At 72.7% G+C, this 23,039-nt stretch carries 22 protein-coding genes, 2 pseudogenes and 1 riboswitch; of the genes and pseudogenes, 12 read left to right on the plus strand and 12 right to left on the minus strand.

Going from position 1 to position 23,039, the window contains the following annotated elements; all coding sequences use genetic code 11:
- Positions 1-154, plus strand: a pseudogene (locus tag ACFWZH_RS30965) (carbohydrate ABC transporter permease); the annotation flags it as partial.
- 47 nt (positions 155-201) lie between these two features.
- Here the strand turns inward: ACFWZH_RS30965 and ACFWZH_RS30970 are convergent.
- Positions 202-1,572, minus strand: a pseudogene (locus ACFWZH_RS30970) (APC family permease); the annotation flags it as partial.
- Positions 1,573-1,800: 228 nt separating this feature from the next.
- On the opposite strand from ACFWZH_RS30970, the gene ACFWZH_RS30975 reads away from it, so the two are divergent.
- Positions 1,801-2,250, plus strand: coding sequence for a nitroreductase family deazaflavin-dependent oxidoreductase (locus ACFWZH_RS30975; protein ID WP_384438627.1), 450 nt, complete (start codon positions 1,801-1,803; stop codon positions 2,248-2,250).
- Positions 2,251-2,253: 3 nt separating this feature from the next.
- Here the strand turns inward: ACFWZH_RS30975 and ACFWZH_RS30980 are convergent, their stop codons facing one another.
- The 3 genes from ACFWZH_RS30980 to ACFWZH_RS30990 form a co-directional block, all read right to left on the minus strand.
- The gene (locus tag ACFWZH_RS30980; RefSeq protein ID WP_384438630.1) at positions 2,254-4,227 is read right to left on the minus strand and encodes an ABC transporter permease; all 1,974 of its coding nucleotides are present in this window, start codon (positions 4,225-4,227) and stop codon (positions 2,254-2,256) included.
- Between the two features lie 146 nt (positions 4,228-4,373).
- Positions 4,374-5,174 (minus strand): molybdate ABC transporter substrate-binding protein, encoded by an 801-nt coding sequence (gene modA, locus ACFWZH_RS30985; protein ID WP_384438633.1) that lies wholly within the window; start codon positions 5,172-5,174, stop codon positions 4,374-4,376.
- Positions 5,175-5,332: 158 nt separating this feature from the next.
- Entirely contained in the window at positions 5,333-5,728 is a 396-nt protein-coding gene (locus tag ACFWZH_RS30990) for a molybdopterin-binding protein (protein WP_384438636.1), read from the minus strand.
- A gap of 600 nt (positions 5,729-6,328) precedes the next feature.
- On the opposite strand from ACFWZH_RS30990, the gene ACFWZH_RS30995 reads away from it, so the two are divergent.
- Entirely contained in the window at positions 6,329-7,459 is a 1,131-nt protein-coding gene (locus tag ACFWZH_RS30995) for a helix-turn-helix domain-containing protein (RefSeq protein ID WP_384438639.1), read from the plus strand.
- A 57-nt stretch (positions 7,460-7,516) separates the two neighbouring features.
- On the opposite strand, the gene ACFWZH_RS31000 is transcribed toward ACFWZH_RS30995, so the two are convergent.
- Both ACFWZH_RS31000 and ACFWZH_RS31005 read right to left on the minus strand, forming a co-directional pair.
- Positions 7,517-7,924 (minus strand): molybdopterin-binding protein, encoded by a 408-nt coding sequence (locus ACFWZH_RS31000; protein ID WP_384438641.1) that lies wholly within the window; start codon positions 7,922-7,924, stop codon positions 7,517-7,519.
- 317 nt (positions 7,925-8,241) lie between these two features.
- Positions 8,242-9,135, minus strand: coding sequence for a dienelactone hydrolase family protein (locus ACFWZH_RS31005; protein ID WP_384438644.1), 894 nt, complete (start codon positions 9,133-9,135; stop codon positions 8,242-8,244).
- A 248-nt stretch (positions 9,136-9,383) separates the two neighbouring features.
- Between ACFWZH_RS31005 and ACFWZH_RS31010 the strand changes: the two genes are divergently transcribed.
- Genes ACFWZH_RS31010 through ACFWZH_RS31030 form a run of 5 tightly spaced genes read left to right on the plus strand, consistent with a single transcriptional unit; the run spans position 9,384 to position 13,217 of the window.
- Positions 9,384-9,569: a hypothetical protein gene (locus tag ACFWZH_RS31010; RefSeq protein ID WP_384438647.1), complete on the plus strand. Its 186-nt coding sequence runs from the start codon at positions 9,384-9,386 to the stop codon at positions 9,567-9,569.
- Positions 9,570-9,581: 12 nt separating this feature from the next.
- Positions 9,582-10,283 (plus strand): hypothetical protein, encoded by a 702-nt coding sequence (locus ACFWZH_RS31015; RefSeq protein WP_384438650.1) that lies wholly within the window; start codon positions 9,582-9,584, stop codon positions 10,281-10,283.
- Positions 10,280-11,263, plus strand: a complete 984-nt coding sequence (locus tag ACFWZH_RS31020; protein ID WP_384438653.1) for a DUF6895 family protein — start codon at positions 10,280-10,282, stop codon at positions 11,261-11,263. Before ACFWZH_RS31015 ends, ACFWZH_RS31020 begins: the two co-directional genes overlap by 4 nt.
- Entirely contained in the window at positions 11,263-12,180 is a 918-nt protein-coding gene (locus ACFWZH_RS31025; protein ID WP_384438656.1) for a DUF6895 family protein, read from the plus strand. Before ACFWZH_RS31020 ends, ACFWZH_RS31025 begins: the two co-directional genes overlap by 1 nt.
- Positions 12,180-13,217: a serine hydrolase domain-containing protein gene (locus ACFWZH_RS31030; protein WP_384438659.1), complete on the plus strand. Its 1,038-nt coding sequence runs from the start codon at positions 12,180-12,182 to the stop codon at positions 13,215-13,217. The genes ACFWZH_RS31025 and ACFWZH_RS31030 overlap by 1 nt, the downstream gene beginning before the upstream one ends.
- A gap of 13 nt (positions 13,218-13,230) precedes the next feature.
- Here the strand turns inward: ACFWZH_RS31030 and ACFWZH_RS31035 are convergent, their stop codons facing one another.
- The 3 genes from ACFWZH_RS31035 to ACFWZH_RS31045 all read right to left on the minus strand — a co-directional run bounded on the left by ACFWZH_RS31035 (position 13,231) and on the right by ACFWZH_RS31045 (position 18,385).
- Positions 13,231-15,261 carry an ATP-binding protein gene (locus ACFWZH_RS31035; RefSeq protein ID WP_384438662.1) on the minus strand — a complete coding sequence of 677 codons (2,031 nt, stop codon included), beginning with the start codon at positions 15,259-15,261 and terminating at the stop codon, positions 13,231-13,233.
- Positions 15,262-15,355: 94 nt separating this feature from the next.
- The gene (locus ACFWZH_RS31040; RefSeq protein ID WP_384438665.1) at positions 15,356-17,182 is read right to left on the minus strand and encodes an alkyl/aryl-sulfatase; all 1,827 of its coding nucleotides are present in this window, start codon (positions 17,180-17,182) and stop codon (positions 15,356-15,358) included.
- Between the two features lie 141 nt (positions 17,183-17,323).
- Complete coding sequence (locus tag ACFWZH_RS31045; RefSeq protein ID WP_384438668.1) at positions 17,324-18,385, minus strand: methyltransferase; 1,062 nt, start codon at positions 18,383-18,385, stop codon at positions 17,324-17,326.
- A gap of 106 nt (positions 18,386-18,491) precedes the next feature.
- Between ACFWZH_RS31045 and ACFWZH_RS31050 the strand changes: the two genes are divergently transcribed.
- Complete coding sequence (locus ACFWZH_RS31050; protein WP_384438671.1) at positions 18,492-18,842, plus strand: hypothetical protein; 351 nt, start codon at positions 18,492-18,494, stop codon at positions 18,840-18,842.
- Positions 18,843-18,942: 100 nt separating this feature from the next.
- On the opposite strand, the gene ACFWZH_RS31055 is transcribed toward ACFWZH_RS31050, so the two are convergent.
- Together ACFWZH_RS31055 and ACFWZH_RS31060 are read right to left on the minus strand one after the other, a co-directional pair.
- Positions 18,943-19,383, minus strand: coding sequence for an SPW repeat protein (locus ACFWZH_RS31055; RefSeq protein ID WP_384438674.1), 441 nt, complete (start codon positions 19,381-19,383; stop codon positions 18,943-18,945).
- A gap of 137 nt (positions 19,384-19,520) precedes the next feature.
- Positions 19,521-20,093, minus strand: coding sequence for a histidine phosphatase family protein (locus ACFWZH_RS31060; RefSeq protein ID WP_384438677.1), 573 nt, complete (start codon positions 20,091-20,093; stop codon positions 19,521-19,523).
- Positions 20,094-20,253: 160 nt separating this feature from the next.
- A riboswitch (cobalamin riboswitch) is annotated at positions 20,254-20,338 on the plus strand.
- A gap of 64 nt (positions 20,339-20,402) precedes the next feature.
- On the opposite strand from ACFWZH_RS31060, the gene ACFWZH_RS31065 reads away from it, so the two are divergent.
- The gene (locus tag ACFWZH_RS31065) at positions 20,403-20,621 is read left to right on the plus strand and encodes a CbtB domain-containing protein (RefSeq protein ID WP_384438680.1); all 219 of its coding nucleotides are present in this window, start codon (positions 20,403-20,405) and stop codon (positions 20,619-20,621) included.
- Between the two features lie 16 nt (positions 20,622-20,637).
- Positions 20,638-21,390 (plus strand): CbtA family protein, encoded by a 753-nt coding sequence (locus tag ACFWZH_RS31070; protein WP_384438683.1) that lies wholly within the window; start codon positions 20,638-20,640, stop codon positions 21,388-21,390.
- An 84-nt stretch (positions 21,391-21,474) separates the two neighbouring features.
- Here the strand turns inward: ACFWZH_RS31070 and ribA are convergent, their stop codons facing one another.
- Positions 21,475-22,170 (minus strand): GTP cyclohydrolase II, encoded by a 696-nt coding sequence (gene ribA / locus ACFWZH_RS31075; RefSeq protein ID WP_384438685.1) that lies wholly within the window; start codon positions 22,168-22,170, stop codon positions 21,475-21,477.
- Positions 22,171-22,282: 112 nt separating this feature from the next.
- On the opposite strand from ribA, the gene ACFWZH_RS31080 reads away from it, so the two are divergent.
- Positions 22,283-23,038 (plus strand): creatininase family protein, encoded by a 756-nt coding sequence (locus tag ACFWZH_RS31080; RefSeq protein ID WP_384438688.1) that lies wholly within the window; start codon positions 22,283-22,285, stop codon positions 23,036-23,038.
- The last annotated feature ends 1 nt before the right edge of the window (position 23,039 follow it).

Consider the following 23,039-nt stretch of genomic DNA (forward strand, 5'->3'; position numbering starts at 1 on the left):
GGCGGTGCAGGCGGACGGCTTCGGACTGTTCTGGCGCAACAGCGTCCTGGTCACCCTGGGGGCCGTGCTGCTCTCCCTCCTCGTGGCGCTCGGCGCCGGCTCCGTCTCCCCCGTCGTCAGCCGCCGGTACGCCCGTGGGTCGCGGCGGCGGATGCGCAGCGCCACGGCCGTACCGAGCGCGAAGGCGAGCGGCAGGGGCACCAGCAGGGCGATGTTGGTGCCCGTCGGCGCGCTGGTCAGCAGGCCGAAGTCGGCGCAGACCAGCACGATGACCGTGGCCAGGCCGGCCGCGGCGAGCAGCGGCGCGGCCAGCACGCGCCAGGCGGGCAGCCCCCTGCGGTCGCGGCGGAAGAAGCCGACGACGGCGAGGGCGGCGAGCGCCTGCAGCAGCATGACACCGAGGATCCCGGTACCGCTGGTCCACAGGAAGGTGACCGCGTAGGGGTCCCGGCCGGTGAGAACCGTGGCGAGGACGACGAGCAGGGCGATCGCCGACTGGAGGATGACGGCCGCGGCCGGGGACCGGCTGTGCGCGGTGACCGTGCCCAGACGGCGCGGCAGCAGACGTTCCCGGCCCAGGGCGTAGAAGTAGCGGGTGGCGCCGTTGTGGAAGGCGAGGGTGGCGGCGAAGGTGCTGGTGACGATGAGGACGTGCATCGCGTCGGCGGCCCAGGCACCGGCGAACCGCCCGGTGGCGGCGAAGACCATGTCGGTGCCCGCCTCGCCGTTGGCCACCGCCTGCACGCGGTCCGCCCCGTAGGCGTTGACGATCGTCCAGACCGTGAAGGTGTAGAAGAGCGCGAGAAATCCGACGGCCGCATAGGTGGCGCGCGGCACCGAGCGCTCCGGACGGCGCGCCTCCTCGGCGTAGATCGCGGTCGCCTCGAAGCCGATGAACGCGCCGACGGACAGCACGAACATACCGCCGGCGCCCGCGGTGCCGAGGTGCTCCGGCGAGAGCGCCCCGAACTGCGGTCCGTCGGGCCCGCCGCCGTGCGCGCACACCGCGACCTCGAAGACCAGCAGGATCAGCACCTCCAGCACGAGCGCGGCACCGAGCACCTTGGCGCTCAGGGTGACCCTGCGGTAGCCGAGGAGCGCGATGGCCGCGAGACCGGCCAGCGCCCAGGCCCACCAGGGCACCCGCACACCGGTCAGCGCCGAGAACCCCGACGCGGTGAACCGTCCGAAGACGGCCAGCAGCCCGACCTCGACGGCGTTGTACGACAGCAGGGCCACATACGCCGAACCGGCGCCGGCCGCCCGGCCGAGCCCGCGCCCGATGTAGGCGTAGAACGCGCCGGCGTTGCGGACGTAGCGGCTCATCGCGGTGAAGCCGGCGGCGAAGACGATCAGCAGCAGCCCGGACAGGAGGTAGCCCAGCGGCGCCGCCCGGCCGGCCATCGCGATCGCCACCGGCGCCGCACCGGCCATGACGGTCAGTGGGGCGGCCGCGGCCACGACGAAGAAGACCAGGTCACCGGTGCCGATGGCGTTCCGTTCGAGGGTGGTGTGGGAGGCGGGCGGAGAGGGCGGTGCGGCGGAGCCGGGAGTGAACCGCTGGGTGGTCATGCGCGAGACCGTAGGGCGGCGGCACGGCCTGCGGAAGGGCGCGACGGACAGCGCGTCCAGGACACGGCCGCGGGCCGGGATGATTGCGCCCGCGTTGCTTGTTGAGCGAAGGTCAGGCGATCACCGGCGCGCGCAGCGCCCGTCGGTGACCCGCACCAACCCGGTCGGCGGTGATCGGTCGGTACGACACCGGTCACCACTCGTGTCTTGGCAGATGGGACGGACAGCATGCCTCTTCAGGGTGAGTACGAACCGAGTCCGGCGCAGTGGGTGCGCGATCAGGTCGCACTGTATGAGAGCTCGGGCGGCACGGAGGGCACCACGATGCGCGGGATGCCCGTCGTCGTCCTCACCACCCGGGGAGCGAAGAGCGGAAAGATCCGCAAGAGCCCGCTGATGCGGGTGGAGCACGACGGCACCTACGCCGTGGTGGCCTCCCTGGGCGGCGCGCCCCAGCACCCGGTCTGGTACCACAACGTCGTGGCGGACCCCCGGGTGGAGCTGCAGGACGGCCCGGTGCGGCGGGACATGACGGCGCGTGAGGTGACCGGCGAGGAGAAGGCCCTGTGGTGGCGGCGCGCGGTCGAGGCGTACCCGGACTACGACGACTACCAGCGCAAGACGGACCGGGTGATCCCGGTGTTCGTGCTGGAGCCGGCGGCCACGCCGCACGACTGATCCTCAGAGCGTCACGAGCGAGATTTCGGTGGCCTTGACGCTGGTCCATACGGACACCCCGTCGGCGAGGCCGAGTTCGAGGGCGGCCGATGGAGTGATTTCGGCCACCAGGTCGGGGGCCTGCTGCGAGGTGACCAGTACCCGCAGCCGGCTGCCCGCCGAGGTGATCTCCCGTACGGTCCCGGGCCAGATGTTGCGGGGGCTGCCCGCGGGCTTGTCGAGGTGGAGCGACACGGCCTCCGGGGCGATGATCGCCAGCGCCCGGGAACCCTCCGGCAGGGGGTCGGCGACGACGAGACGACCGCCGGCGGCGAGCCCGAGACCGTCGCCGGTGGCGATGCCCGGCCAGGCGTTGCGGCCCAGCATCCGGGCGACCCAGGGAGAGCGCGGATGGCGGGTGACCTCGGCGGGCGGGGCGTCCTGGAGGGCGCGGCCGTCGTCGAGGACGAGGACGCGGTCGGCGAGCGAAACCGCTTCGACCGGGTCGTGGGTGACGATCAGGCAGACGCCGCCGAAACCCGCCAGATGGCTTCGCAGGGTGTGGCGGACGTGCGCGCGGGTGGTCTGGTCGAGCGCGGCGAGCGGCTCGTCGAGCAGCAGCAGCCGGGGCCGGGCGGCGAGCGCCCTCGCCAGCGCGACGCGTTGGGCCTGCCCGCCGGAGAGTTGCGCGGGTCTGCGGTGCGCGAGATGGCCCACGCCGAGCCGGTCGAGCCACTGCCGCGCGGCGCGGCGGGCCTCGGCGCGGGCGGTGCCGTGGGCGCGCAGACCGTATGCCGTGTTGCTCAGGGCGCTCAGATGCGGGAAGAGCGCGCCGTCCTGGGGGACCCAGGCGACACCGCGGCGGTGCGGGGGCAGCGTGGTGACGTCGGTGTCGCCGAGGCGGAGCGTGGCGTGGGCGCGCGGGGTGAGGCCGAGCAGGGCGCGCAGCAGGGTGGTCTTGCCGGCTCCGTTCGGGCCGACGACGGCGATGGTGGTGCCCGGTTCGGCGTCCAGGGTGAGCTGGTTGAAGCCGGTGACGTCGGCGTGCAGCGGCCAGCGTTCCCGGGCGGGGGCGGACGGGGTGGCGGTCGGTTCGCCGGCGGTGGCGGAGGGGGCCGGGAGGTCGGTGTCCTCCGCGGCCCGTACGTCGCGGGCCGGGCGGCCGGTGGTGGCACCGGTCCAGCGGCCGCGCAGGCAGATCAGTACGGCCATGGCGATGACGAGCAGCAGCAGCGAGACCGAGGTGGCGGCCTCCGGGGAGTCCTGGAGCAGCAGATAGACCTGGAGCGGCAGGGTCTGGGTGGTGCCGGGCAGATTGCCGGCGAAGGTGATCGTGGCACCGAATTCGCCGAGCGCGCGGGCCCAGGTCAGCGCGGCGCCGGCGGCGAGGCCGGGCGCGACCATGGGCAGGGTGACCGTGCAGAAGACCCGGACGGGTGAGGCGCCGAGGGAGGCCGCGGTCTCCTCGTAGCGGGGGCGCAGCCCGGCGAGCGTGCCCTCCAGGCTGATGACGAGGAACGGCATCGCGACGAAGGTGGCGGCGACCACGGCGCCCGAGGTGTGGAACGGCAGCACGATGCCGAAGGTGTCCTCCAGCCAGGGGCCGAGGACTCCGCGGCGGCCGAAGCCGAGCAGCAGGGCGACACCGCCGACCGTCGGCGGCAGCACCATCGGCAGCAGCACCAGCGAGCGGACCAGCGCCTTGCCGGGGAAACTGACCCGGGCCAGCAGCCAGGCCAGCGGTACGCCCAGCAGCAGCGACAGCCCCAGCGCCCAGAAGGAGACCAGCAGCGAGAGACTCAGTGCCTCGGTGACGCCCGGACTGGTCAGATGGGTGCCGAGTTCGCCCCAGGAGGTCCGGGCGAGGATGCCGACGAGCGGCATCAGCAGGAACGCGACGGCGACGAGCGCGGGCACCGCCAGCGCGACGGGCGTACGGGTGCCGGGCGCGCGGCGCCGGCCCGCCGGGCGCGCGGCCGGGATGCGAAGGCGTGTCATCGGGCGTTCCTGGGACTGGACGGTTCCTGGAGGCAGGGCTGGTCGGACCGGCGTGAGCCGTGTCGAACGGCGGCGCGCACGGGGCTGTCCGCTCCCCCGAGCCGGACAGACCCGTGCGACGCCGCGCACCGTTGGGGAGGGATCCCCTACGGCTGCTGGAAGCCCGCCTGCCGCAGGAGCTTCTGGGCCGCCGGCGTGCTCAGCCACTTCACGAACGCCGCCGCGGCCGCCGAGTGCTCGGAGGCCTTGAGGGTCGCGGCCGGGTAGGAGGCGACGGCGTTCTGGGCGTCGGGGATGTCGACGGCGTCGACCTTCTTCGGCGCGGTGGCGGCGTCCGTCTTGTAGACCAGGCCGGCGTCGGCCTCGCCGAGCTCCACCTTGCTGAGGACCGCGCGGACGTTGGGCTCCTGGGAGACCGGCTTGACCGTGAGCTTCTGGGCGTCCAGCACCTGCTTGCTGTAGCGGCCGACCGGCACCTCGGAGGCGGCGAGCACGACCTTCAGGTCGCTCTTGGCGAGGTCCTTGAGCGCGGTGATCTTCTTCGGGTTGCCCTCACCGGTCGCGATGACCAGGCGGTTCTTGGCGATGACGGTCGGGGCACCGGTGTCGACCTTGAGGCTGTCCATCGTCTTGGTGTCGGCGGTGACCAGCGCGTCGGCGGGGACGCCCTCCCTGACCTGGGCGGCCAGCTCCTGGGAACCGGCGAAGGAGAACTTCACCTTCGTGCCCGGGTGGTCCTTCTCGTAGAGCGCGCCGGCCTTCTGGAAGACATCGGTCAGCGACGAGGCTGCCAGCACGGTGAGCTCCGCCTTGGTGGCGCCGCCGGACTTCGCGTCGCCGTCGTCCTTCTTCTTGTCCGCTCCCTCCCCGCAGGCGGCGAGCGGAACGAGCAGGGCGGCGGTGACGATCGCGGCGGCGGCGCGGCGCCCGCTGACGAGCTGAGGCATGAGGCAGGACTCCTTGTGACGCGGGACGGCGGACGCCGCCCGAGCGGATGGGAAAAGCCGCGCCGTGGACGGGCGACGCCGCTGGGGTGGGCAGCTGGCATCGGCACGGTGGGGGCGCTCCGGCTGTGGTGCTGCCGCGGTCGGTCAGATGCGGTCGGTCAGGTGCGGTCGATGTGCACGCTGGTGGACTTCACGCGGGCGGTGGCCTGCATGCCGACCTCCAGGCCGAGCTCCTCCACCGCTTCCCGGGTCAGCAGGGACACCAGGCGGTGCGGACCGGCCTGGATCTCGACCTGGGCGGCGACGTCGCCGAGTGTGACGGCGGTGACGATGCCCGGAAAGGCGTTGCGCGCGGAGGTGTACGAGCCGTCGTCCTCACCGGTGCCGTGCTGCGCCACCTCGACGGAGAAGGCGGCCAGATCGCGGCCGTCGATGAGGCGGCGGCCGCTGTCGTCGCGATGGGTCGCGACTTTGCCGGCATCGGCCCAGCGACGCGCGGTGTCCGGGCTGACGCCCAGCAGCCGCGCCGCCTGACCAATCGTGTAGGACTGCATGTGCGACAAGATATGCAGCTCAAGGTCGCATCTGCAATCCGCCGGACGAACCTATATGGCAGATGCCAGGCCGACGCCGAGCCGCTTGGAGGAACGGACGAAGTGCGGCGCCCCGGGCGTATGCGGGGAGGGGGCGCGAGGTCGTGGGGCGCGGGGCGGACGGGCGGGCGCGGGGCGGCCCGCGACGGCGGCGCCGCCGGCCGGTCCGTCGGGCCTCCCGCAGGTCGGCGACGGTCAGCGTCAGCGGACGGCGCAGCTGACCGCGGATCACCAGGCGCCGGGGATCGGCCCGTACGGCATCCTCGGGGTCCGTCGGGCGGACGGCGGCGGTGCGGGACGGCGGGTCGATTCGGCTCGTACGCGTCATTGGGGTCCCCCTTGAGGCGATCCGTCCAGCGGCGGCTGCCTCCCAGTGATGCCCGAGCGGGTCGGTCCTGAACCACACATGCCACCCTCGTGCGAGCTTCCAGTTTGCCGCTGTGAGGGGAAATGGGGCGTGAGGGCGGCATATCCGAGGTTTACGATGTTGGGACCCGCATTCGCCTCGCGAAGGTGAGCGTGCCGGAGCACGCCTCCGGCAGCCGCGCAAGGAGTCAGCACATGCACGTCCGAGATCTCCTCCAGGTCGATTCGCTCGATCTGACCCTGTTGTGGGGCGAGGGCTCCCTCCTCGACCGGGAAATCCGCGGGGTCACCACCACCGACCTCGCGGACCCGACGGGGCTGGTGCGCCCGGGCGAGCTGGTGCTGAGCGGTCTGGGGTGGTGGGCGCCCGGCGACGACCACACGCAGGCCGACCGCTTCGTCGCGGCGCTGCGCTCGGCCGGTGCCGCCGCGCTGCTGGCCGCCGAGAAGGCGCCCGGCGAGATCCCCGGCGCGCTCGTCGACGCCTGCCGTGCGTACGAGACCGTGCTGGTGGCGGTGCCCGCGCGCACCACCTTCCGGGCCGTCACCGAGGCCGTACGGCCGGACGAGCGGCGGGCGGCCGACGAGCTGGTCGCGCTCGTCGACGCCGGCCCGGCCGACGGTGCGGCGCTCGACGCCGCGCTGCGCAGCTGCGGACTGCCCGCCTCGGGTCCGTACCGGGTGGTGGTGGCCACCCTCGGCGGTGCGGACGGCGACGGTGCGGTGAGCGCGCTGGTCGAGGTGCTGCGGCACTCCCCCGGTGAGCCGTTCGCGGCCGGCGGGCTACCGGGTGGCGAGGCGGTCGCCGTCGTCCCTGCGACACCGGAGGCCGAGCGACGGTGCGAACGCACCCCGCCGGACGACGTGTGGCCGGCCCCGCACGCCCTTCGGCAGGCGCCGCTGCACGCGGGGGTCAGCGCGCCGGCAGCCGCGGCCGAGGGACTGGGTTCCGCGCTGGAGCAGGCCCGTTACGCGCTGGCGGCGGCCCGCTCCGAGGCACCGGACGGTTCCCGGGTGGTCCGCGTCGACGACCTCAGCACGATGGGCCCGCTGTTCGCCGGGGTCCCGGCCGATGTCCGCAGGGCCTTCAGCAGCCGGGTGCTGGGCCCGCTGGCGCGCGGCGGCTCCGCCTCGCACAGGATGCTGCTGGAGACCCTGGAGGTCTTCCTCGCACAGCACGGGTCCTGGTCGCGTACGGCCGAGAAGCTCCGGCTGCATGTGAACACGGTGCACTACCGCATCCAGCGCATAGAGATGCTCACCGGGCGCGACCTGTCCCGGCTCGACCACAAACTGGACCTGCGGGCCGCACTGCTGTGCCGCTGAGGCTGCCGGGCCCCCGAGGAAGCCGCGCCGACGCCCGGCCCCCCTCGCGCGGACGGCTCAACTCCGGTCGCCCGGCCGGTCGATGTGCACGTTGGTGGACTTCACCCGGGCGGTGGCGGTCACCCCGACCTCGATGCCCAGCTCCTCGACCGCCTCCCGGCTGACGACCGACACCAGCCGGTGCGGCCCGGACTGGATCTCGACCTGGGCGATCACCTCGTCCATGGTCACCTTGGTGACGATGCCCGCGAACGAGTTCCGTACGGACGTCAGCACATCGCCCGGCACCGGATGCAGTCCGGCGGCGCGCTCCTTGGCGAACGCCGCCAGGCTCACCCCGTCGAGCATGCGGTTCCCCGCGCCGTCCCGGTCCATCCGCAGCTGACCGCCGTCGGCCCACCGGCGGACGGTCTCCGCACTCACTCCCAGCAGCCCGGCTGCCTGACCAATGCTGTACGTCGGCACCTTGGCACTGTAGGGCAGCGGGGCGAAAGCTCGCCGCCTGGTCTTTTTCCCCTCCGCCCACCCCCCTACGGGGGGTGGGCGGGTGTAGGTACGAGGGCGGGCCGGTGAAACGGGGCGGAGCGTGCGGGCAGGCGGGTGAAGAGGAGCGGCGGGTGCAGCAGGCGGGTGAAGAGGATCGGCGGGCACACAGGGCAGGCCGGTGAAACGGGGCGGAGGGTGCGGGCAGGCCGGTGAAGAGGAGCGGCGGGTGCACAGGGCAGGCCGGTGAAACGGGGCGGCAGGTGCGCATGAGGAAGCAGCCGCGCAGCACGCCCTCCTCACCCGCTCAGATGGCGTCCGAAGAACTCGCGCACCCGCTGCCAGGCCTCCTGCGCGACCTGCGGGTGGTAGCTGGGCCGGTTCACCGCGAAGAAGGCGTGGCCGGCGCCCTCGTACGTATGGAACGCGTGGACCTTGCCGTGTTTGCGCAGCGCGTTCTCCAGCTCCGCCGTCTCCTCCGGGGACGGGTGCTGGTCCTCGGCCCCGAAGAGGCCGAGCAGCGGGCAGCCGAGGTCCTTGGTCAGATGGACGATCGGTTCGACGGCGAGCGGGAAGTCCTCGGGCGGGCGCCGGGTGATGAAGCCTCCGTAGCAGTCCACGGCGGCCTGCAGATCCAGGCTGCAGGCCGCGAGGAAGGACTGACGGCCGCCGGAGCAGTACCCGATGGTCCCCACGCGGTGGTTGGAGGAGCTCAGTCCGCGCAGATAGCGGGCGGCCCCGGCGACGTCCCCGACCAAGCGCGCGTCGGGGACCCCGCCCCGCGCGCGGGCCACCGCCGCCGCGTCGTCCGGTTCGGCGCCGGGCGCTTCGCGGCTGTAGAGGTTGGGGCAGACGGCCAGGAAGCCCTCGGCGGCGAACCGGCGGGTGATCTCCTTGCTGCCGGTGTCGTAGCCGGGCATGTGGTGGATGACCACCACACCCCCGAGCGGCCCGGGGACGAGCGGCCGGGCGGCGTACGCCTCGATGAGGTCGCCGCCGTGGCCGGTGAGGGTGACGGTCTCTGCCAGGAGTGCGTCGTACATGGGGTCCCTGCCCTTGCCTCGGTCGGTGGCGGTACGGGGCGGGCCGCGCGGCGGTGCCGACCCCTGCAGGAGATCTTCCAGCGCCGGGAGCGCGTCGTGCGGCAGGCGCTGCCGGTCGGGGGCCGGCCGGCCGAGCCACCCGACGCCCACGCCGAAGGTCGCGGCCCTGAGGCGCGAACCGGCCGCGCTTCACCCTGAGGGCCGTCACCCGGGCAGCCGCCAGGTATCACCCGGCCTTCCTTCAACTCCGCGTGAAATCAAGGGACTTGCTGGAACGAACGACGGCGGAGCATATGACGTGAAGTCACACGAACCGCCTAATGTTCCGTTTTTTCCCGTTGCGTCCCATAAAAGCCGATGTGAATCTGGTATCCCATTCGCCACAAGGAGTTGATCGCATGGTTACTGACCGCACAGCGCCCGTCGAGACGGCCACCCTGGCCGCCGAGGTCGAGGGACTGCTGGAACCCACCGAATCCGACGGTGTCTTCCGCGACACCCGCGAGTGCGCGGCTGCACTGCTCCTCCTCGGGGCGCTCCTGCTCTCGCCGCCCACCCCCCGGCCCAAGACGGACACTCGCTGAGGGGACGAAGCGTTGGCTGAGCAGACGCAGGGAGCAGTCCCGCTGAGCGCTGCGCTTGCCGATGCCGCAACTGAGGTCGCCCTCGCCCTGCGGGGTGAGGGCGACCCCTATGCGTTGTCTGGCATTCTGCGGCAAGAAGATGCACTGACCCCAGCCGCCGTTCGGGTGCTCGGCGCCGACGTGCTCGCGCCGTACGCCGTGGAACACCGGGCGGCGCCTTTCGGCGCGGACGACGAAGCGGTGGTCCGGCAGGCACTCGCGGCCTATCCACCGGGAGCCGATGCCTCGCAGGTGTCGGTGTGGACCTACCGGGGCCTGGTCGAGGCCGCGCACGCGTTTCTGCCGGGAGGCGCACAGCACTGGCCGGCGGCGCCCGACGCGGACATCGAATGGGTGGGGCTCGACCCCTGGCCGAAGCTGTCCCACCGGGTGTCGCAACTGGCGTCGCTCGCGCTGCCGAAACTGGCACCGGGTCTCGCCGAGCAACTGGCCACCCGTACCGACGATCTGTCCCGCGGTTTCGTCCGGGCGGTACGCCGGCGCGACTGGCTGCAGGCGGCCGGTCTGGGCCGCTGGCTGGCCCGGCTGCCGGAGGTGCCGCAGACCCTGGGGCTGGACAGCGGGCTGGCGTTCGTCCGCCAGATGGGTGGCGCCGAGCCACGGGTCGCGCTGCACGTCGTGGCCGCCAAGCGCTTCCACGGGCGGGGCTGGTGACCGCCGCCCCCAGCGACCCCGGGCTGCTGGACCGGATGGTCCAGGGCAGCCTGGGGTGGCTGGAGGAGGCGCGCGGGCTCTTCCGCCTGCCTCCGAACGTGACGACCGACGCCGATCCCAATCTGACCCTCAAACCCCTCGGCGAACTGGCCGAACTGACCCAGCTGATCGGGGTCCTGCACCCGCGGGACGACATCCGCCAGACGGCCCGCGGTCTGTTCTCGTTCGCCTGGAACGAGACCCGGGACGGCGAGCTGTTCGCCGAGCTGATCCGCGGCGAGCCGTTCGCCACCTATCCGGCGGAGCTCTACGGGATCTTCACCCAGGCCGGGCTGCGCCATGCCGAGGCCGACGATCTGCTGCAGACCACCATGCGGCTGCGCGGCTGGCGGGTGGCGCGCGAGGACCACACCCGTACGCTCGGCGTGCTCAACACCGAGCGGCGGATCGGGTTGCGCCAGCACGCCGACTTCGCCGCCGTGCTCGCGCTGACCGGCCTCGGCCGGCTGCCGGAGCCGTGGGCACTGGACCGCAGGGCGGCCTACGGCGTGACCCATGACGTCTTCCACCTCACCGACTGGGGCCGCAACCGGCAACGGCTGTCCCCCGAACTCGCCGGCTATCTGCGGCTGTGGCTCCCCTCCTGGCTGGAGAACTGGCTGGAGGAGGAGTCGTGGGACCTGGTGGGCGAGCTGCTGGCCGTGACGGCCTGCCTGCCCGCGGCTCCGTACCACACGGCGGCCTGGCAGCGGCTGGCCGCGGCGCAGGCGGCCGACGGCAGCGTTCCGGAGATCGGCACGGCCCCGTCGTCGGGCGACCCGTACGAGGTCTTCATCGCCTGCTACCACTCCACCCTGGTGACCGCGTTCGCCGCCACCCTCGCCCGGATCGCCGCCGACGAGGCCGAGGCCGGTCCGTCGGCCGGCGGGCCGGCGCCGGCGGGCGGGCGGACCCTCTGTGAAAGCGAGACAGCCCCGTGATGGTGACCGCCGCATCCCCCGCCCTGCTGCACGGTGTCGGCGACCGGGCGCTGTCCTGGCTCGACGAGCACCGTGAGCGCTTCCGGCTGACCCCCGAGGACTTCGCCACCAACGACGCGGTCGCCGAACGGCTCAAGCCCGTCGGGGAGCTGGCGATGAACATGCAGGTGCTGTTCCGGGAGGGGGTGGCCGGGTCCCGGCAGAAGACCCGTGCCGGGCAGCTGCTGGACTTCGCCTGGCGGGAGCTGCTGGACGGCGGCAACGTACTGGCCCGCCTCCAGTGCGACGAGCCGCTGTCCCCCGTGCCGCTGGAGGTCTATGCGCCCTTCCACGAGCTGGGCCACCGTCACCCGGGTCTGGAGGAGCGGGTGGAGGTCTGCCGGCGCACCGGCACCTGGACGGCGCTGGAGATGCCGCCCAACCGGCGGCTGGCCGTGCTCAACGCGGAACGCAAGCTGGGCCTGGTGCCCAGCAGCGACTTCGCGCAGGCCTTCGCCCGCACCTGGCTGGGGCAGCTGGCCGAACCCTGGACGGTGCAGCTGCACATCGCCTACGACATCACCCACACCGTCTTCCACCTCACGAACTGGGGCGAGAACCCCCAGGGCATTCCGCCGGCCGTCGCCGACTACCTCACGCGGTACCTGCCGGCCTGGATGAACGACTGGGCGGACCTCGAACACTGGGATCTGCTGGGCGAGCTCCTCGTCGTCGACGCCTGTCTGCCGCGGCCCTCGCTGGACGCGGCGCTGTGGGAGCGCTACGCCGCCGCGCAGTCGGACTGCGGCGCGATGCCCGTCCTGCGCCGGATGCCCGAGGGGGACCCGGCCTACGTGTTCGACCAGGTCCACCACCCCACCCTGGTCGCCGCGTTCGCCTCCGCGATGGCCACCTCGCGGGCGATGTCCGCCGTCTGATGGGCTCGGCACGCGGCGCCGCGCTCGCCGACCGCCTCGCGGACGCGGTGACCCTGATCGACGCCCCGGACGTGGTGCTCGCGGTCACCCGGGGCGGCCTGCGCACCGTGCTCACCGGCGGCACGGCCCTGACCCCGCCCACCCCGCGCCATGCGCTGCGCTACGAAGTGGGCTCGCTGTCGAAGACCTTCACCGTGCTGCTGCTGGCCGACCTCGCCAGGGCCGGGGTGCTGGCGCTGGACGATCCGCTCGCCACGTACCTGCCGCGCCTGTCGCTGCCGCACCCGTACTCGCGGCGGATCACCCTGCGGCATCTGGCCACCCACACCTCGGGGCTGCCGCGGATCCCCACCGACCTGCTCCCCGGCGCCCTGCTGCACCCGTCCGTCAACGGGTACGCCGCCTACGACACCGAGCGCCTGCTGCACACCTTCGCCCGGACCCGGCCCCGCAACCGTCCCGGCACCCGCTGGCGCTACTCCAACTTCGGGCTGGCGCTGCTCGGCCCGGCGATGGCCGAGGCCGCGGGCACCGGTTACCCGGCCCTGCTCACCGACCGCGTACTGCGCCCGCTCGGGCTGGCGGACACCACCCTGGGCCCGGGGGCCACCGGCACCGACGCCATCGGCCACCGGGCGAACGGGGTGACGCCGGTGCCCAGCACCGACATGGGCGCCTTCGTCGCCATCGGGTCGGTCCGCGCCACCCCCGGGGACCTGCTCGGCTACCTCGAAGCGCACCTCTCCCCCGAGGACACTCCGCTGGCGCTGCCGCTGCGCGACGTCCAGGTCCCGTTGCTGCGCCGCGGCTGGCGGCGCCGCAACACCCACACCCTGACGTGGTTCCAGCACCCGGCCCCGCGCGGCCCGTTGCTCTTCCACGTCGGGGCGACCTTCGGCCAGCAGGCGTTCTTCGGCTACCACCCGGCGTCGCACACCGGTCTGGTGGCGCTGGCCACCCGCCGCGGGAACGGCTGCCGGATGATCCCCACCGCTTACGAGCTGCTGTACACGCTGGCCGGCGAGCCCGCCGTCTGATGCGGGGCGGCGGTCACAGGTCGCCTGCCAGGATCCGGGCGAGCGCGACCTCGGGGCGCTCCTCGCTGGCCCGGTGGAAGAGCTCCGCGTAGGCGTCGTCGCCGATCGCCGCGCGGGCCCGCCGCTCGCACTCCTCGCGTACCGCGCGCAGCTCGGGAGTGCCTCGCTGGGGATGCCCGACGGTGCGCCAGACGGCCTGGCCGCATCCGTAGACCCGGGCGGCCGCGGCACCCTCGCCCTGGGCCGCCAGGGCGGCCGCGAGCAGGTCCAGGCCGAGCGCGATCCCGAACTTGTCGCCGATGTCCCGCTTGGCGGCGAGCATGGCGCGGGCGTGCCCGGCCGACTCCGCGGGCCGGCCCTGGAAGAGCGCGACCAGGGACAGCTGGTAGTCGGTGTAGGAGCGGGTCCAGTGTTCGCCGCGCTCCGCACAGCCGCGGCGTAGTGCGGTGGCCTCGGCGCGGCCCTCGTCGAGCTTGCCGAGGTTGGTGAGCGCGAAGATCCGTACGAGGTGGCAGCGCAGCCGTCCGGGTGAGGCGAACGGGGTGTCCGGCGGCGCTCCGAGGACCTGCTCGACGACGGTGTACGCGGACATCGGACGGCCGGCCATCAGATGGGTGAGGCCGATGAGGTAGCCGGCCTGAAGCACCTCCTCCGCGTCGTCGCCCGCCCGCGCCGCGTCGGCGCACTCCGCGCCCAGGGCGTCGGCGAGCGCCAGATCACCCTGCACGAGTACGGCGACGCCCAGCGCCCACAGTGCACGGGTACGGGCCCGGCTCGGTCCCTGGTGCGCGGCGAGGGCACGGGCGGTGTAGTCGCGGGCCTCGTGCAGATGGCCGCAGCAGCTCCAGAAGAAGCCGACCGAGGCGCTGAGTTCCTGGGCCTGTTCCGGGGCGGTGGCCAGGAGGTGGTCCAGGGCGGTGCACAGGTCGACGTGGGCGTCGGCGACCCGGCCGTACCAGGCGACCTGTTCGGGGCCCAGCCAGCCCTGTTCGGCGCGGCGGACGAAGGCCACGAAGTACGCGGCGTGCCGATCCGCCAGGGCGGCCGTCTCGTTCAGTTCGCCGAGCCACAGCCGGCCGTACTCGCGCAGCGTGTCGAGCATGCGGAAGCGCGGGCCCTCGCGGGTGAGCACCGACTTGGCGGCCAGCCCGGCCAGTACGGTGCGCACCTCCTCCTCGGTGAGCGGGCCGCCGGCGCAGACCGAGGCCGCCGACTCCTCGTCGAAGGTGCCCCGGAAGACGGACAGCCGGGCCCACAGCAGCCGCTCCAGGGGGGTGCACAGCTCATGGCTCCAGCCGATGGCGCAGCGCAGCGTCCGGTGTCGCGGGAGCCGGGTCGGCGGGTCGCCGTCGAGGGCGTCGAAGCGGGAGGTCAGCCGCTCGGCGATGCGCTCCACGGAGCTGTCGGCCAGCTGGGCGACGGCCAGTTCCAGGGCCAGCGGAATGCCTTCGAGGCGCCGGCAGATGGTGTCGGCGGCCGCCGCGTGCCGGGGGTCGGTGAGCCGCAGGCCGGGGGCTGCGGCGCCGGCCCGTTCGGTGAACAGGGCCAGCGCGTCGTTGTCGCCGGTGCAGGGCAGCGGGCCGATCTCGGTGGTCCACTCGCCGACGAGGTCCAGCGGCTGCCGGCTGGTGACCAGCACGGTCAGGTGGGGGGCGGCCGTCAGCAGGTCCGCGAGGAGATCGCGGCAGGCGTCGACGAGGTGTTCGCAGGAGTCCAGGACCAGCAGCAGCCGTTTGTCGGCGAGCCATTCGCACAGCGCCGCCGCGGGGGTGCGGGCCGTGTGGTCGGCCAGGCCGACGGCGTCGCATACGGTGGCCAGCAGCAGCCCCTCGTTGTGTAAGGGCCACAGTTCGGCCCACCAAACCCCGTCGGGGAAGCGTGGCGCCGCCGCGCGCGCGGCTCGTATGGCGATGCGGGTCTTGCCCACGCCACCGGGTCCGGTCAGGGTGACCAGCCGGTGGTCCGTCAACTCCTGGCCGATCTGTCGTAGTTCGGCCCTCCGGCCGACGAAACTGCTGGATTCTTCGGGAATGCTGCTCGCCACCAGCCCAGTTTGCCCCAGCTTCGGCGTCGGGTGGCGGAGGGTGGCGTGGGCGGTCCGCGGCGCGAAGTTGACGACTGCGGGCGGGCCGTGGCGGTCAGGGCGTGACGATGGGGAAGGTGGGGTCGGGGAGGCTGAGGAGGCCCAGGAGCTGGTTGAGCGCCCCGGTCCCGCCGTTCCGGTCCGCCTCGGGCGGCCCCTGGCCGGCCAGGATGTCGAGCAGTTGGGGCTTGGTGAGGGTGAGGGTCAGGTCGGGGCCGCGGTCGTCGGACGGGGTGGGGGCGCCCGGCGAACTGAGGTGGGTCAGCGCCCCGTTGGACAGCGTCAGATGCCAGGTCCGGTCCTCGTCGGGGAGGTAGAGGTCGAGGGTGAGCGGGGTGGACCAGGCGCGCGGGCCGTCGATGCGGACGGCGAGCGCGTCGAGGAGCTGGTCGACGGTGCGGGCCCGGTCCATTTCGGGGACGGCGGTGGCCGACCGTGGCGTGGCGAGGGTGCCGCGCAGTTCCATCGCGCCGGTGAGGTAGAAGTTGCGCCAGGTGCCGTTCTCGCAGCCGTGGCCCAGCCGTTCGTAGACGAGGGCCAGTTCGCGGCGGGCGCGGAGGTTCTTGGGGTCGGCGAAGACGGCGTGGTTGAGGAGGGTGGCGGCGAACCGCAGATCGCCGTCGGCGGCGTACTGCTTGCCCGCGTCCACGGTGGCCTCGACGCCCCCCATGGTGTGCACATAGCGCTTGGCCTGCTCGACCGGAGGGTGCTCCCACAGGTGGGCGGGGTTGCCGTCGAACCATCCCAGGTAGCTCTGGTAGATCGCCTTGACGTTGTGGCTGAGCGAGCCGTAGTAGCCGTGGTGGGCCCACTCCCGCGCGAGGCCCGGCGGCAGCCGCAGCTCCTCGGCGATCTCGGGGCCGGTGAGCCCCTGGTTGAGCAGCCGCACGGTCTGGTCGTGCAGATAGGCGTACAGGTCGCGCTGGTTGGCCAGCAGGGTCCTGATGCGGTCCTTGCCCCAGGTCGGCCAGTGGTGGGAGGCGAAGGCGACCTCCACCTGGTCGCCGAAGAGGGCGAGCGCCTCGCCCAGGTAGCGGGACCAGGCCCGGGCGTCGCGGACGGCGCCGCCGCGCAGCGACAGGACGTGGTGCAGGGTGTGGGTGGCGTTCTCGGCCAGGCAGAGCGCCCGGTGCGCCGGGAAGCAGAAGTTCATCTCGGCGGGCGCCTCGGTGCCCGGGGTGAGCTGGAAGGCGAGGTGCACCCCGTCGAGGATCTCCTCCTGGCCGGTGCTGGTGATGTCCACGGTCGGCGGGATCAGGGTCATGGTTCCGGTGGAGTGGGTGGCGCCCAGACCGCAGCCGATCTGGGCGTCCGGCCCCTTGGTGAGCTCGGCGCCGTACATGTAGACGGCGCGCCGGTCCATCGCGGTCCCGGCGTAGACGTGCTCGCCGACGGCGTGGGCGAGGAAGCCGGCGGGTGCGAGCACCGGAACGGGGTGGTGGCCGGGCGGGAGTACGCCGCGGGCGCCGCCGAAGTGGTCTCCGTGCGAGTGGGTGTAGATCAGGCCGGTGACCGGCCGGTCTCCCCGGTGCTTGCGGTAGAGCTCCAGGGCCGCGGCGGCGGTCTCCGCGGAGCGGAGCGGGTCGATGACGATCACGCCGTGATCGCCTTCGACCAGCGTCATATTGGACAGGTCCAGACCGCGGGCCTGGTAGATGCCGTCGGTGACCTCGTACAGACCCTGGCGGCTCACCAGCCGGCCCTGGCGCCACAGGCCCTCGTGGGCGGTGTCGGGGCAGTTCTGGGCCAGGAATCCGTAGGCCCCGGCGTCCCAGACCACCCGGCCGTCGTCCATGGTGACCTCGGGCGGGTCCAGTTCCGCGATGAAGCCGCGGTCGGCGTCGGCGAAGTCTTCGTGATCATCCACGGGCACAGCGGTCACGGGATGCTCCCTCTCCGGGGCGGTCGCCCAGAGCCAAATACCCCATACCCCGATTATCCCAGTCCGGGCGGCGGCCGCACGTGTGCGCGGGGCCCCGCCGGCCCCGCTCCGGTGCGCCGCGCCGCCCGGGTCACCGCCGGATCAGACCGGCTCGGCCTCGATGAGGCAGAAGCGGTTGGGTTCCGGGAGCGGGATGACGGTGCGCAGGGCGAAGCCCGCGGCGCGGCACAGCTGGTCGAAGTCGTCCCGGGTGCGCTCCCGGCCCTCGACGTTGACCAGCATGTTGAGGTCGCTGAGGTAGAGCGCGCCGGCCCCTGAGGGGTCGACACCGGACAGCGAGGGGGCGACCACGGGCGGCAGCACCGGCTCGATGATCAGCAGTCGGCCGTCGTCGGGGATCGCCTGCCGGCAGTGCCGCAGGATCGTGGTGCACTGCTCGTCGTTCCAGTCGTGGATCACGCTCTTGAGGAGGTAGAGGTCGGCGCCCTCGGGAGCGGTGGCGAAGAAGTCCCCGGCGACGAGCGAGCAGCGCCCGGCCAGACCCTCGTCCGCCAGTCGCGTACCGGCCTGGGCGAGGCCCTCCGCGCTGTCGAAGAGGATGCCGCGGAGCGCGGGGTGCGCCTGCAGGATCGGGGCGAGCAGGGTGCCGTCGCCGCCGCCGATGTCGGCGACGGCCTTGAAGCGGCCGAAGTCGTAGGCCGCGGGGACCAGCGCGGCGGTGTCGCGGGTGGCCTGGCCCATGGCGGCGTTGAAGTCGGCGGAGAGCTGCGGCTGTTCGGCGAGGTAGCCGAAGAAGTCCTGACCGAAGGCCGTGTCGAAGGAGGGCCGGCCGGTACGCACGCTGTCGTCCAGGAGCTCCCAGGCCCGGAGGATGGTGGGGTCGGTGAACATCCGGGAGAAGGAGCGCAGCGACTGGGGGTGGTCGCTGTGCAGCAGAGCGCCGGCCGGGGTGGTGGCGAACTTCCCGGCAGGCCGCTCCACGAGCAGTCCGAGGCCGGCCAGCGCCCGCAGTAACCGGCCCATGGCCTGGGGTTCGGCGGCACACTCCGCGGCCAGCTCGTCCGGGCCGCGCTCCCCGTCCCCGATGAGGTCGATGATCCCCATGCGGGCCGCGGCGCCCAGCGTGTGTGCCGCCATGCCGCCGTAGGCGATCCGTACCAGCGCGTCCCGGGCCTCGTCCAAAGGCTGCTTCTCGTACGACATGGTGCGACACCTCTCCGGTTCAACGGCGTTACGGGCAGGGCCCGGCAGGGCACAACACGCAGGTGACGTTGTTGCCCCGCAATGAGTTAGGCGAGCCTAACTACAAATGATCAACGGGGCAACGCCCCCTTCGCCCCCTTCGCCCACATCCCGCCCGTACGACGCCGCCCGCGCGCCATCCGGGAGAGGAGAGACGCCCCTGTCCCCGTACGACGACCGCCCCTTCGGCGAGATCGCCGAGCCGTTCCGGCACCGAGCCCTTTCCGACACCCGCACCCCGTCGACCTGGCGCTCGCGCACCTGTCCGCGCGGCGCCGCACGGCTTGCACAGGCCGCGGCGATCGCCGGCCTAGCCCTCGGTATCGCCCTGGCGCACGGCCTGCTGATCGCGAGCGGGCTGGTCCTGGCCGGACTGGCCGGGCACCTGTCGACCGAGAGCCGCGCACGACGCCGATAGCCCGACCGCAGCGCCCGCACACGCGACCGCCGGCCCGCCCGCCCCCGAGGGAGCAGGCGCACCGGCGGCTTGTCACACGCCCCCGTTTGGGGAGCGCAGGTCATGTGGCGCTGCGGCTCCTCGATGCCACGGCGACACACATGGCGCCCAGCAAGAACGTCAGAACACCGATGACGAGGTTGTTCCAGATGACGCCGGCGTCCGGACTGCTGCCGACGATCCAGGGCGAGATGATCATCCATACACCGATCGCGCACATCGCGCCGCTCAGGCCGTACATCCGCGCGGGTGCCACAGTGAAACCCACCGCCAGCAGGGCGATCGCGATGCCGAGGATGAGGTTGTGCAACACCAGCGGAGGTTGCGCGGCGGCGAAGTGGACGATCCACGGCGAGACGGCGCAGTACAGGCCGACCAGGAACACCGGGCCGTCGACGAGTACGACATCACGCCCACCGAGCACCCGCTCGTAGCGGGCCCGCATCTCAGAAGCGTCGGGGTGACCGGCGAGATCTCCCCTGGTGTGTGAGACGTCGGCCATACGACTCGCCTCCTTCGCTCGCAAGCCTGGCCGTTTCGCGTGGCATCGGGCCGCGCACCTTTATTCTGCACTTATGTCGCTTTTATGTGTAGATGAAGCGACAGGTGAATTCTGAAGCATTTCGGCCACACCCCCGCTCACCTGCGGTCCAGCGCCCGCCCCAGCCCCAGGTTCCAGCGCCCGCCGCGGCCGCTCAGCTCGGTCGCGGTGAGCGGCGGCACGTCCAGCCGCCAGAACGCGTCCGCGGGCACTCGCAGCGCGCACACCGCCGCGGCCCGTACGACATCCGGTTCGACGACGGCCACCACCCGGCCCGCGTCGAGTGCCATCCGGGTCAGCCAGCCCGCGATCCGGTCGCACAGCGCCCGCAGCGACTCCCCGCCGTGTCCGTCGAAGTCCGGATCGCTCAGCCAACTGGAGACCGCGACCGGTTCGGCATCGGCGACCTCGGCCAGGGTCCGGCCGCGCCAGGCGCCCATCGCACAGCCCGCCAGCTCCGGCGCGGAGCGGGCCGGCAGCCCGAGTTCCACGGCGGTGTCCCGGCACCGGACGGAGGGCGAGGCGAAGATCCGGTCGGCGGCCGGCAGCGATCCGGCCGCGGCCCGCGCGCGGCGCAGACCGGCCTCGCCCAACGGACCGTCGTCATCGAAGCGCACCTCGCGCTGGGCGTCGCCCGCCGCCGGTGAGACCAACATCACCCGAGTCGTCACGCCTGCTCCTTCCGCCGGCCACCACCACCGTCAACCGGCCATCCGTACCGGGCAGTTGCCCGGCGAGCGCGCCCCGTCCTGCGCCACTCCGCCCCCTCTACGGCCTTGGCCCGGTGGCCGGTTCACGGTACCTTCCCGATCGTATTGACGATGACATGACGGAAGCCGGTGGGATCCCGGCGCGGTCGCGCCACTGTATGTCCGGTTTTTACCAGCCCAAAAGGGCCAGGCCGGATGAGCCAGACCCGGCATGTCGTCCCGCACTCCACTGACTAGGGACGCGAGTTCCCCCTAATAGGAGGTTCTGCCATGGCTCAGACCATCGCACCCCCGGCCACCGGCGCCGCCGCCCCCGCCCCGCTCCCCCTCAAGGAGATCGCCCCCTGGGCGCTGTTCGGCGTCGTCCTGGCGCTGGTCCTGCTGTACTTCGTCGGCGCCGAGCAGGGCGCCACCTCACTGCTGTCCGGCACCGACGTGCACGAGTGGGTCCACGACGGGCGCCACCTCCTCGGCTTCCCCTGCCACTGATCGGACCTGGCACCCAATGAACTCGCTCACCGTCAGAAATCTTCTGGTGCGCGGTCTGCTCGCCGGCCTGGCAGCCGGTGTCGTCGCCCTCGTCGTCGCCTACCTGCTGGGCGAACCGCGGGTGGACGCCGCCATCGCGTTCGAGGAGGCCCACAGTCACGGCCACGAGCACGAGGTGGAGGTCGTCAGCCGCGGTATGCAGTCCACGGCGGGGCTGGCGACCGGCGTCCTGGTCTACGGCGTGGCGCTGGGCGGCATCGCCGCACTGGTCTTCTGCTTCCTGCTGGGCCGGATCGGCCGCTTCGGCGCCCGGACCACCGCCGCCCTGCTGTCCGGCGCCGCACTGCTGGTCTATCTCGTACCGTTCCTGAAGTACCCGGCGAACCCGCCGGCCGTCGGCGACCCCGACACGATCGGCCAGCGCACCGCCCTGTACTTCCTGATGATGCTGCTCGGCATCCTGCTGGCCGTCGGCGCGACGATCCTCGGCCGGCGCCTGGCGCCCAAGCTGGGCAACTGGTACGCCACGGTGGCGGCCGGCGCCGCGTTCGTGGTCGCCGTCGGTGTCGCGTACGCCTTCCTGCCGTCCTACGACAATGTGCCGCACGGCTTCCCCGGCACACTGCTGTGGCAGTTCCGGCTGTCGACGATCGCCGTCCAACTGGTGCTGTGGACCGCCTTCGGGCTGCTCTTCGGCCACCTCGCGGAGCGTGTCGTCCCCACGCAGCAACGGGCCGCCGCACCCGCGGCGGCGCCCGCCACCTCCTGATACGGCGTCCACCGCCGGGCAGGCGCACACGGGAAGGGCCCGCGACCACGCGTCGCGGGCCCTTCCGCTCGTGTGCCGGCCGCCTCAGGACAGGCCGTGGGTGCCGTCCAGATGCGGCAGGTCGTGGTCGAGGCGCTCGCGTTTGGCGCGCAGATAGCGGATGTTCTCCGCCCGGGGCGCCACCAGCAGCGGGACCTGTTCGGCGACGGTGATGCCGTGCCGCAGCAGCGCGGCCCGCTTGCGCGGGTTGTTCGACAGAAGCCGCACGGACCGGACGTCCAGGTCCTGCAGGATCTCCGCCGCGACGCGGTATTCACGGGCGTCGACGGGCAGTCCGAGCGCGATGTTCGCCTCGACCGTGTCCAGCCCGTCGTCCTGCAGCTTCATCGCCCGGAGTTTGGCCAGCAGGCCGATTCCCCGCCCCTCGTGGCCCTGGAGGTAGACGAGAACGCCGCGCCCGGCCGCCACGATCGCGCGCAGCGCGGCGGACAGCTGATCGCCGCATTCGCAGTGCGTGGAGCCGAAGACATCGCCGGTCAGGCACTCCGAATGCACCCGGGTCAGCGCCAGTTCGCCCGCCACCTCGCCGTACACCAGCGCCACCTGCTCGATATCACCGCGCCGGTCGAGATAGCCCACGGCGCGAAATTCCCCATAGGTGGTGGGCAGCCGGACCTCCACCACCCGTTCCACACCCGCATTTTCACGGCCGGCATTGTCGAGAGCGAGAGCGAGGTCGGGGCCGAGGCCCGGACCGACTACATCGTCGGGGTCCGTCATGGCGCGATGGTACCCGCGCGGTGAATAGGGCGGCAGCGATTACTCACCCATACGACAAGTATGCTGCGAGGCCGACGCCCCGGTCAGCCGGCGACGAAAGGCGGCAGTGCCCATGACCGCTCCACCACAACCGTCCCCGATCACCCCTCTGTTGCCGGCGGACACCACCGAGGACGTGCGGGCGCGACGCCCGTCGACGGCCGTGCTGCCGGTCGGCAGTTTCGAACAGCACGGCGCCCACCTGCCGTTGGTCACCGACACCGTCATCGCCTGCACCATCGCCGGGGAGCTGGCCGCCGCCCACCCCGTCCAGCTGCTGCCACCGCTGACGGTGTCCTGTTCGCACGAACACGCCGACTGGCCGGGGACCGTCAGCATTTCGGCGCGGACCCTGCACGCGGTCGTCACCGACATCGCCGCTTCACTGCGCCGGTCCGGCATCGGCACCCTGATTCTGGTCAACGGGCACGGCGGAAATTACGTACTGCGCAATGTGGTTCAGGAATCCGCCGGGAGCGGGGTGCGGATGGCGCTGTTCCCCCAGTCGGCGGACTGGGAGGCGGCGCGCGCCCGGGCCGGGGTACGGACCTCCGCGCACAGCGATATGCATGCGGGAGAGGTCGAGACGTCCATCCTCCTGCATGCCCATCCCGAACTGGTCAAGGACGGCTACGAATCGGCGGATTGCACCGCCGATGACCGAAAGCATCTGCTGACACTGGGAATGTCGGCCTATACCGCCTCCGGAGTCATCGGACGCCCCTCGCTCGCCTCCGCCCGCAAAGGCAGGGAATTGCTGGCCGGACTGGTGGCGGCATTCGGCGAATACGCCGCGCTGCTGGGGACGCCGACGGAAGGCGGCCGGTGAG

Source organism: Streptomyces sp. NPDC059008, assembly GCF_042749045.1.
Classification (GTDB): Bacteria; Actinomycetota; Actinomycetes; order Streptomycetales; family Streptomycetaceae; genus Streptomyces.

Bases quoted from the DNA above. Each gene is read 5' to 3' on its own strand.
- ACFWZH_RS30975 (WP_384438627.1), top strand. From the start codon at position 1,801: ATGCCTCTTCAGGGTGAGTACGAACCGAGTCCGGCGCAGTGGGTGCGC.
- ACFWZH_RS30980 (WP_384438630.1), bottom strand. From the start codon at position 4,227: ATGACACGCCTTCGCATCCCGGCCGCGCGCCCGGCGGGCCGGCGCCGC.
- modA (WP_384438633.1), bottom strand. From the start codon at position 5,174: ATGCCTCAGCTCGTCAGCGGGCGCCGCGCCGCCGCCGCGATCGTCACC.
- ACFWZH_RS30990 (WP_384438636.1), bottom strand. From the start codon at position 5,728: ATGCAGTCCTACACGATTGGTCAGGCGGCGCGGCTGCTGGGCGTCAGC.
- ACFWZH_RS30995 (WP_384438639.1), top strand. From the start codon at position 6,329: ATGCACGTCCGAGATCTCCTCCAGGTCGATTCGCTCGATCTGACCCTG.
- ACFWZH_RS31010 (WP_384438647.1), top strand. From the start codon at position 9,384: ATGGTTACTGACCGCACAGCGCCCGTCGAGACGGCCACCCTGGCCGCC.
- ACFWZH_RS31025 (WP_384438656.1), top strand. From the start codon at position 11,263: ATGGTGACCGCCGCATCCCCCGCCCTGCTGCACGGTGTCGGCGACCGG.
- ACFWZH_RS31030 (WP_384438659.1), top strand. From the start codon at position 12,180: ATGGGCTCGGCACGCGGCGCCGCGCTCGCCGACCGCCTCGCGGACGCG.
- ACFWZH_RS31045 (WP_384438668.1), bottom strand. From the start codon at position 18,385: ATGTCGTACGAGAAGCAGCCTTTGGACGAGGCCCGGGACGCGCTGGTA.
- ACFWZH_RS31050 (WP_384438671.1), top strand. From the start codon at position 18,492: ATGATCAACGGGGCAACGCCCCCTTCGCCCCCTTCGCCCACATCCCGC.
- ACFWZH_RS31055 (WP_384438674.1), bottom strand. From the start codon at position 19,383: ATGGCCGACGTCTCACACACCAGGGGAGATCTCGCCGGTCACCCCGAC.
- ACFWZH_RS31065 (WP_384438680.1), top strand. From the start codon at position 20,403: ATGGCTCAGACCATCGCACCCCCGGCCACCGGCGCCGCCGCCCCCGCC.
- ACFWZH_RS31070 (WP_384438683.1), top strand. From the start codon at position 20,638: ATGAACTCGCTCACCGTCAGAAATCTTCTGGTGCGCGGTCTGCTCGCC.
- ribA (WP_384438685.1), bottom strand. From the start codon at position 22,170: ATGACGGACCCCGACGATGTAGTCGGTCCGGGCCTCGGCCCCGACCTC.
- ACFWZH_RS31080 (WP_384438688.1), top strand. From the start codon at position 22,283: ATGACCGCTCCACCACAACCGTCCCCGATCACCCCTCTGTTGCCGGCG.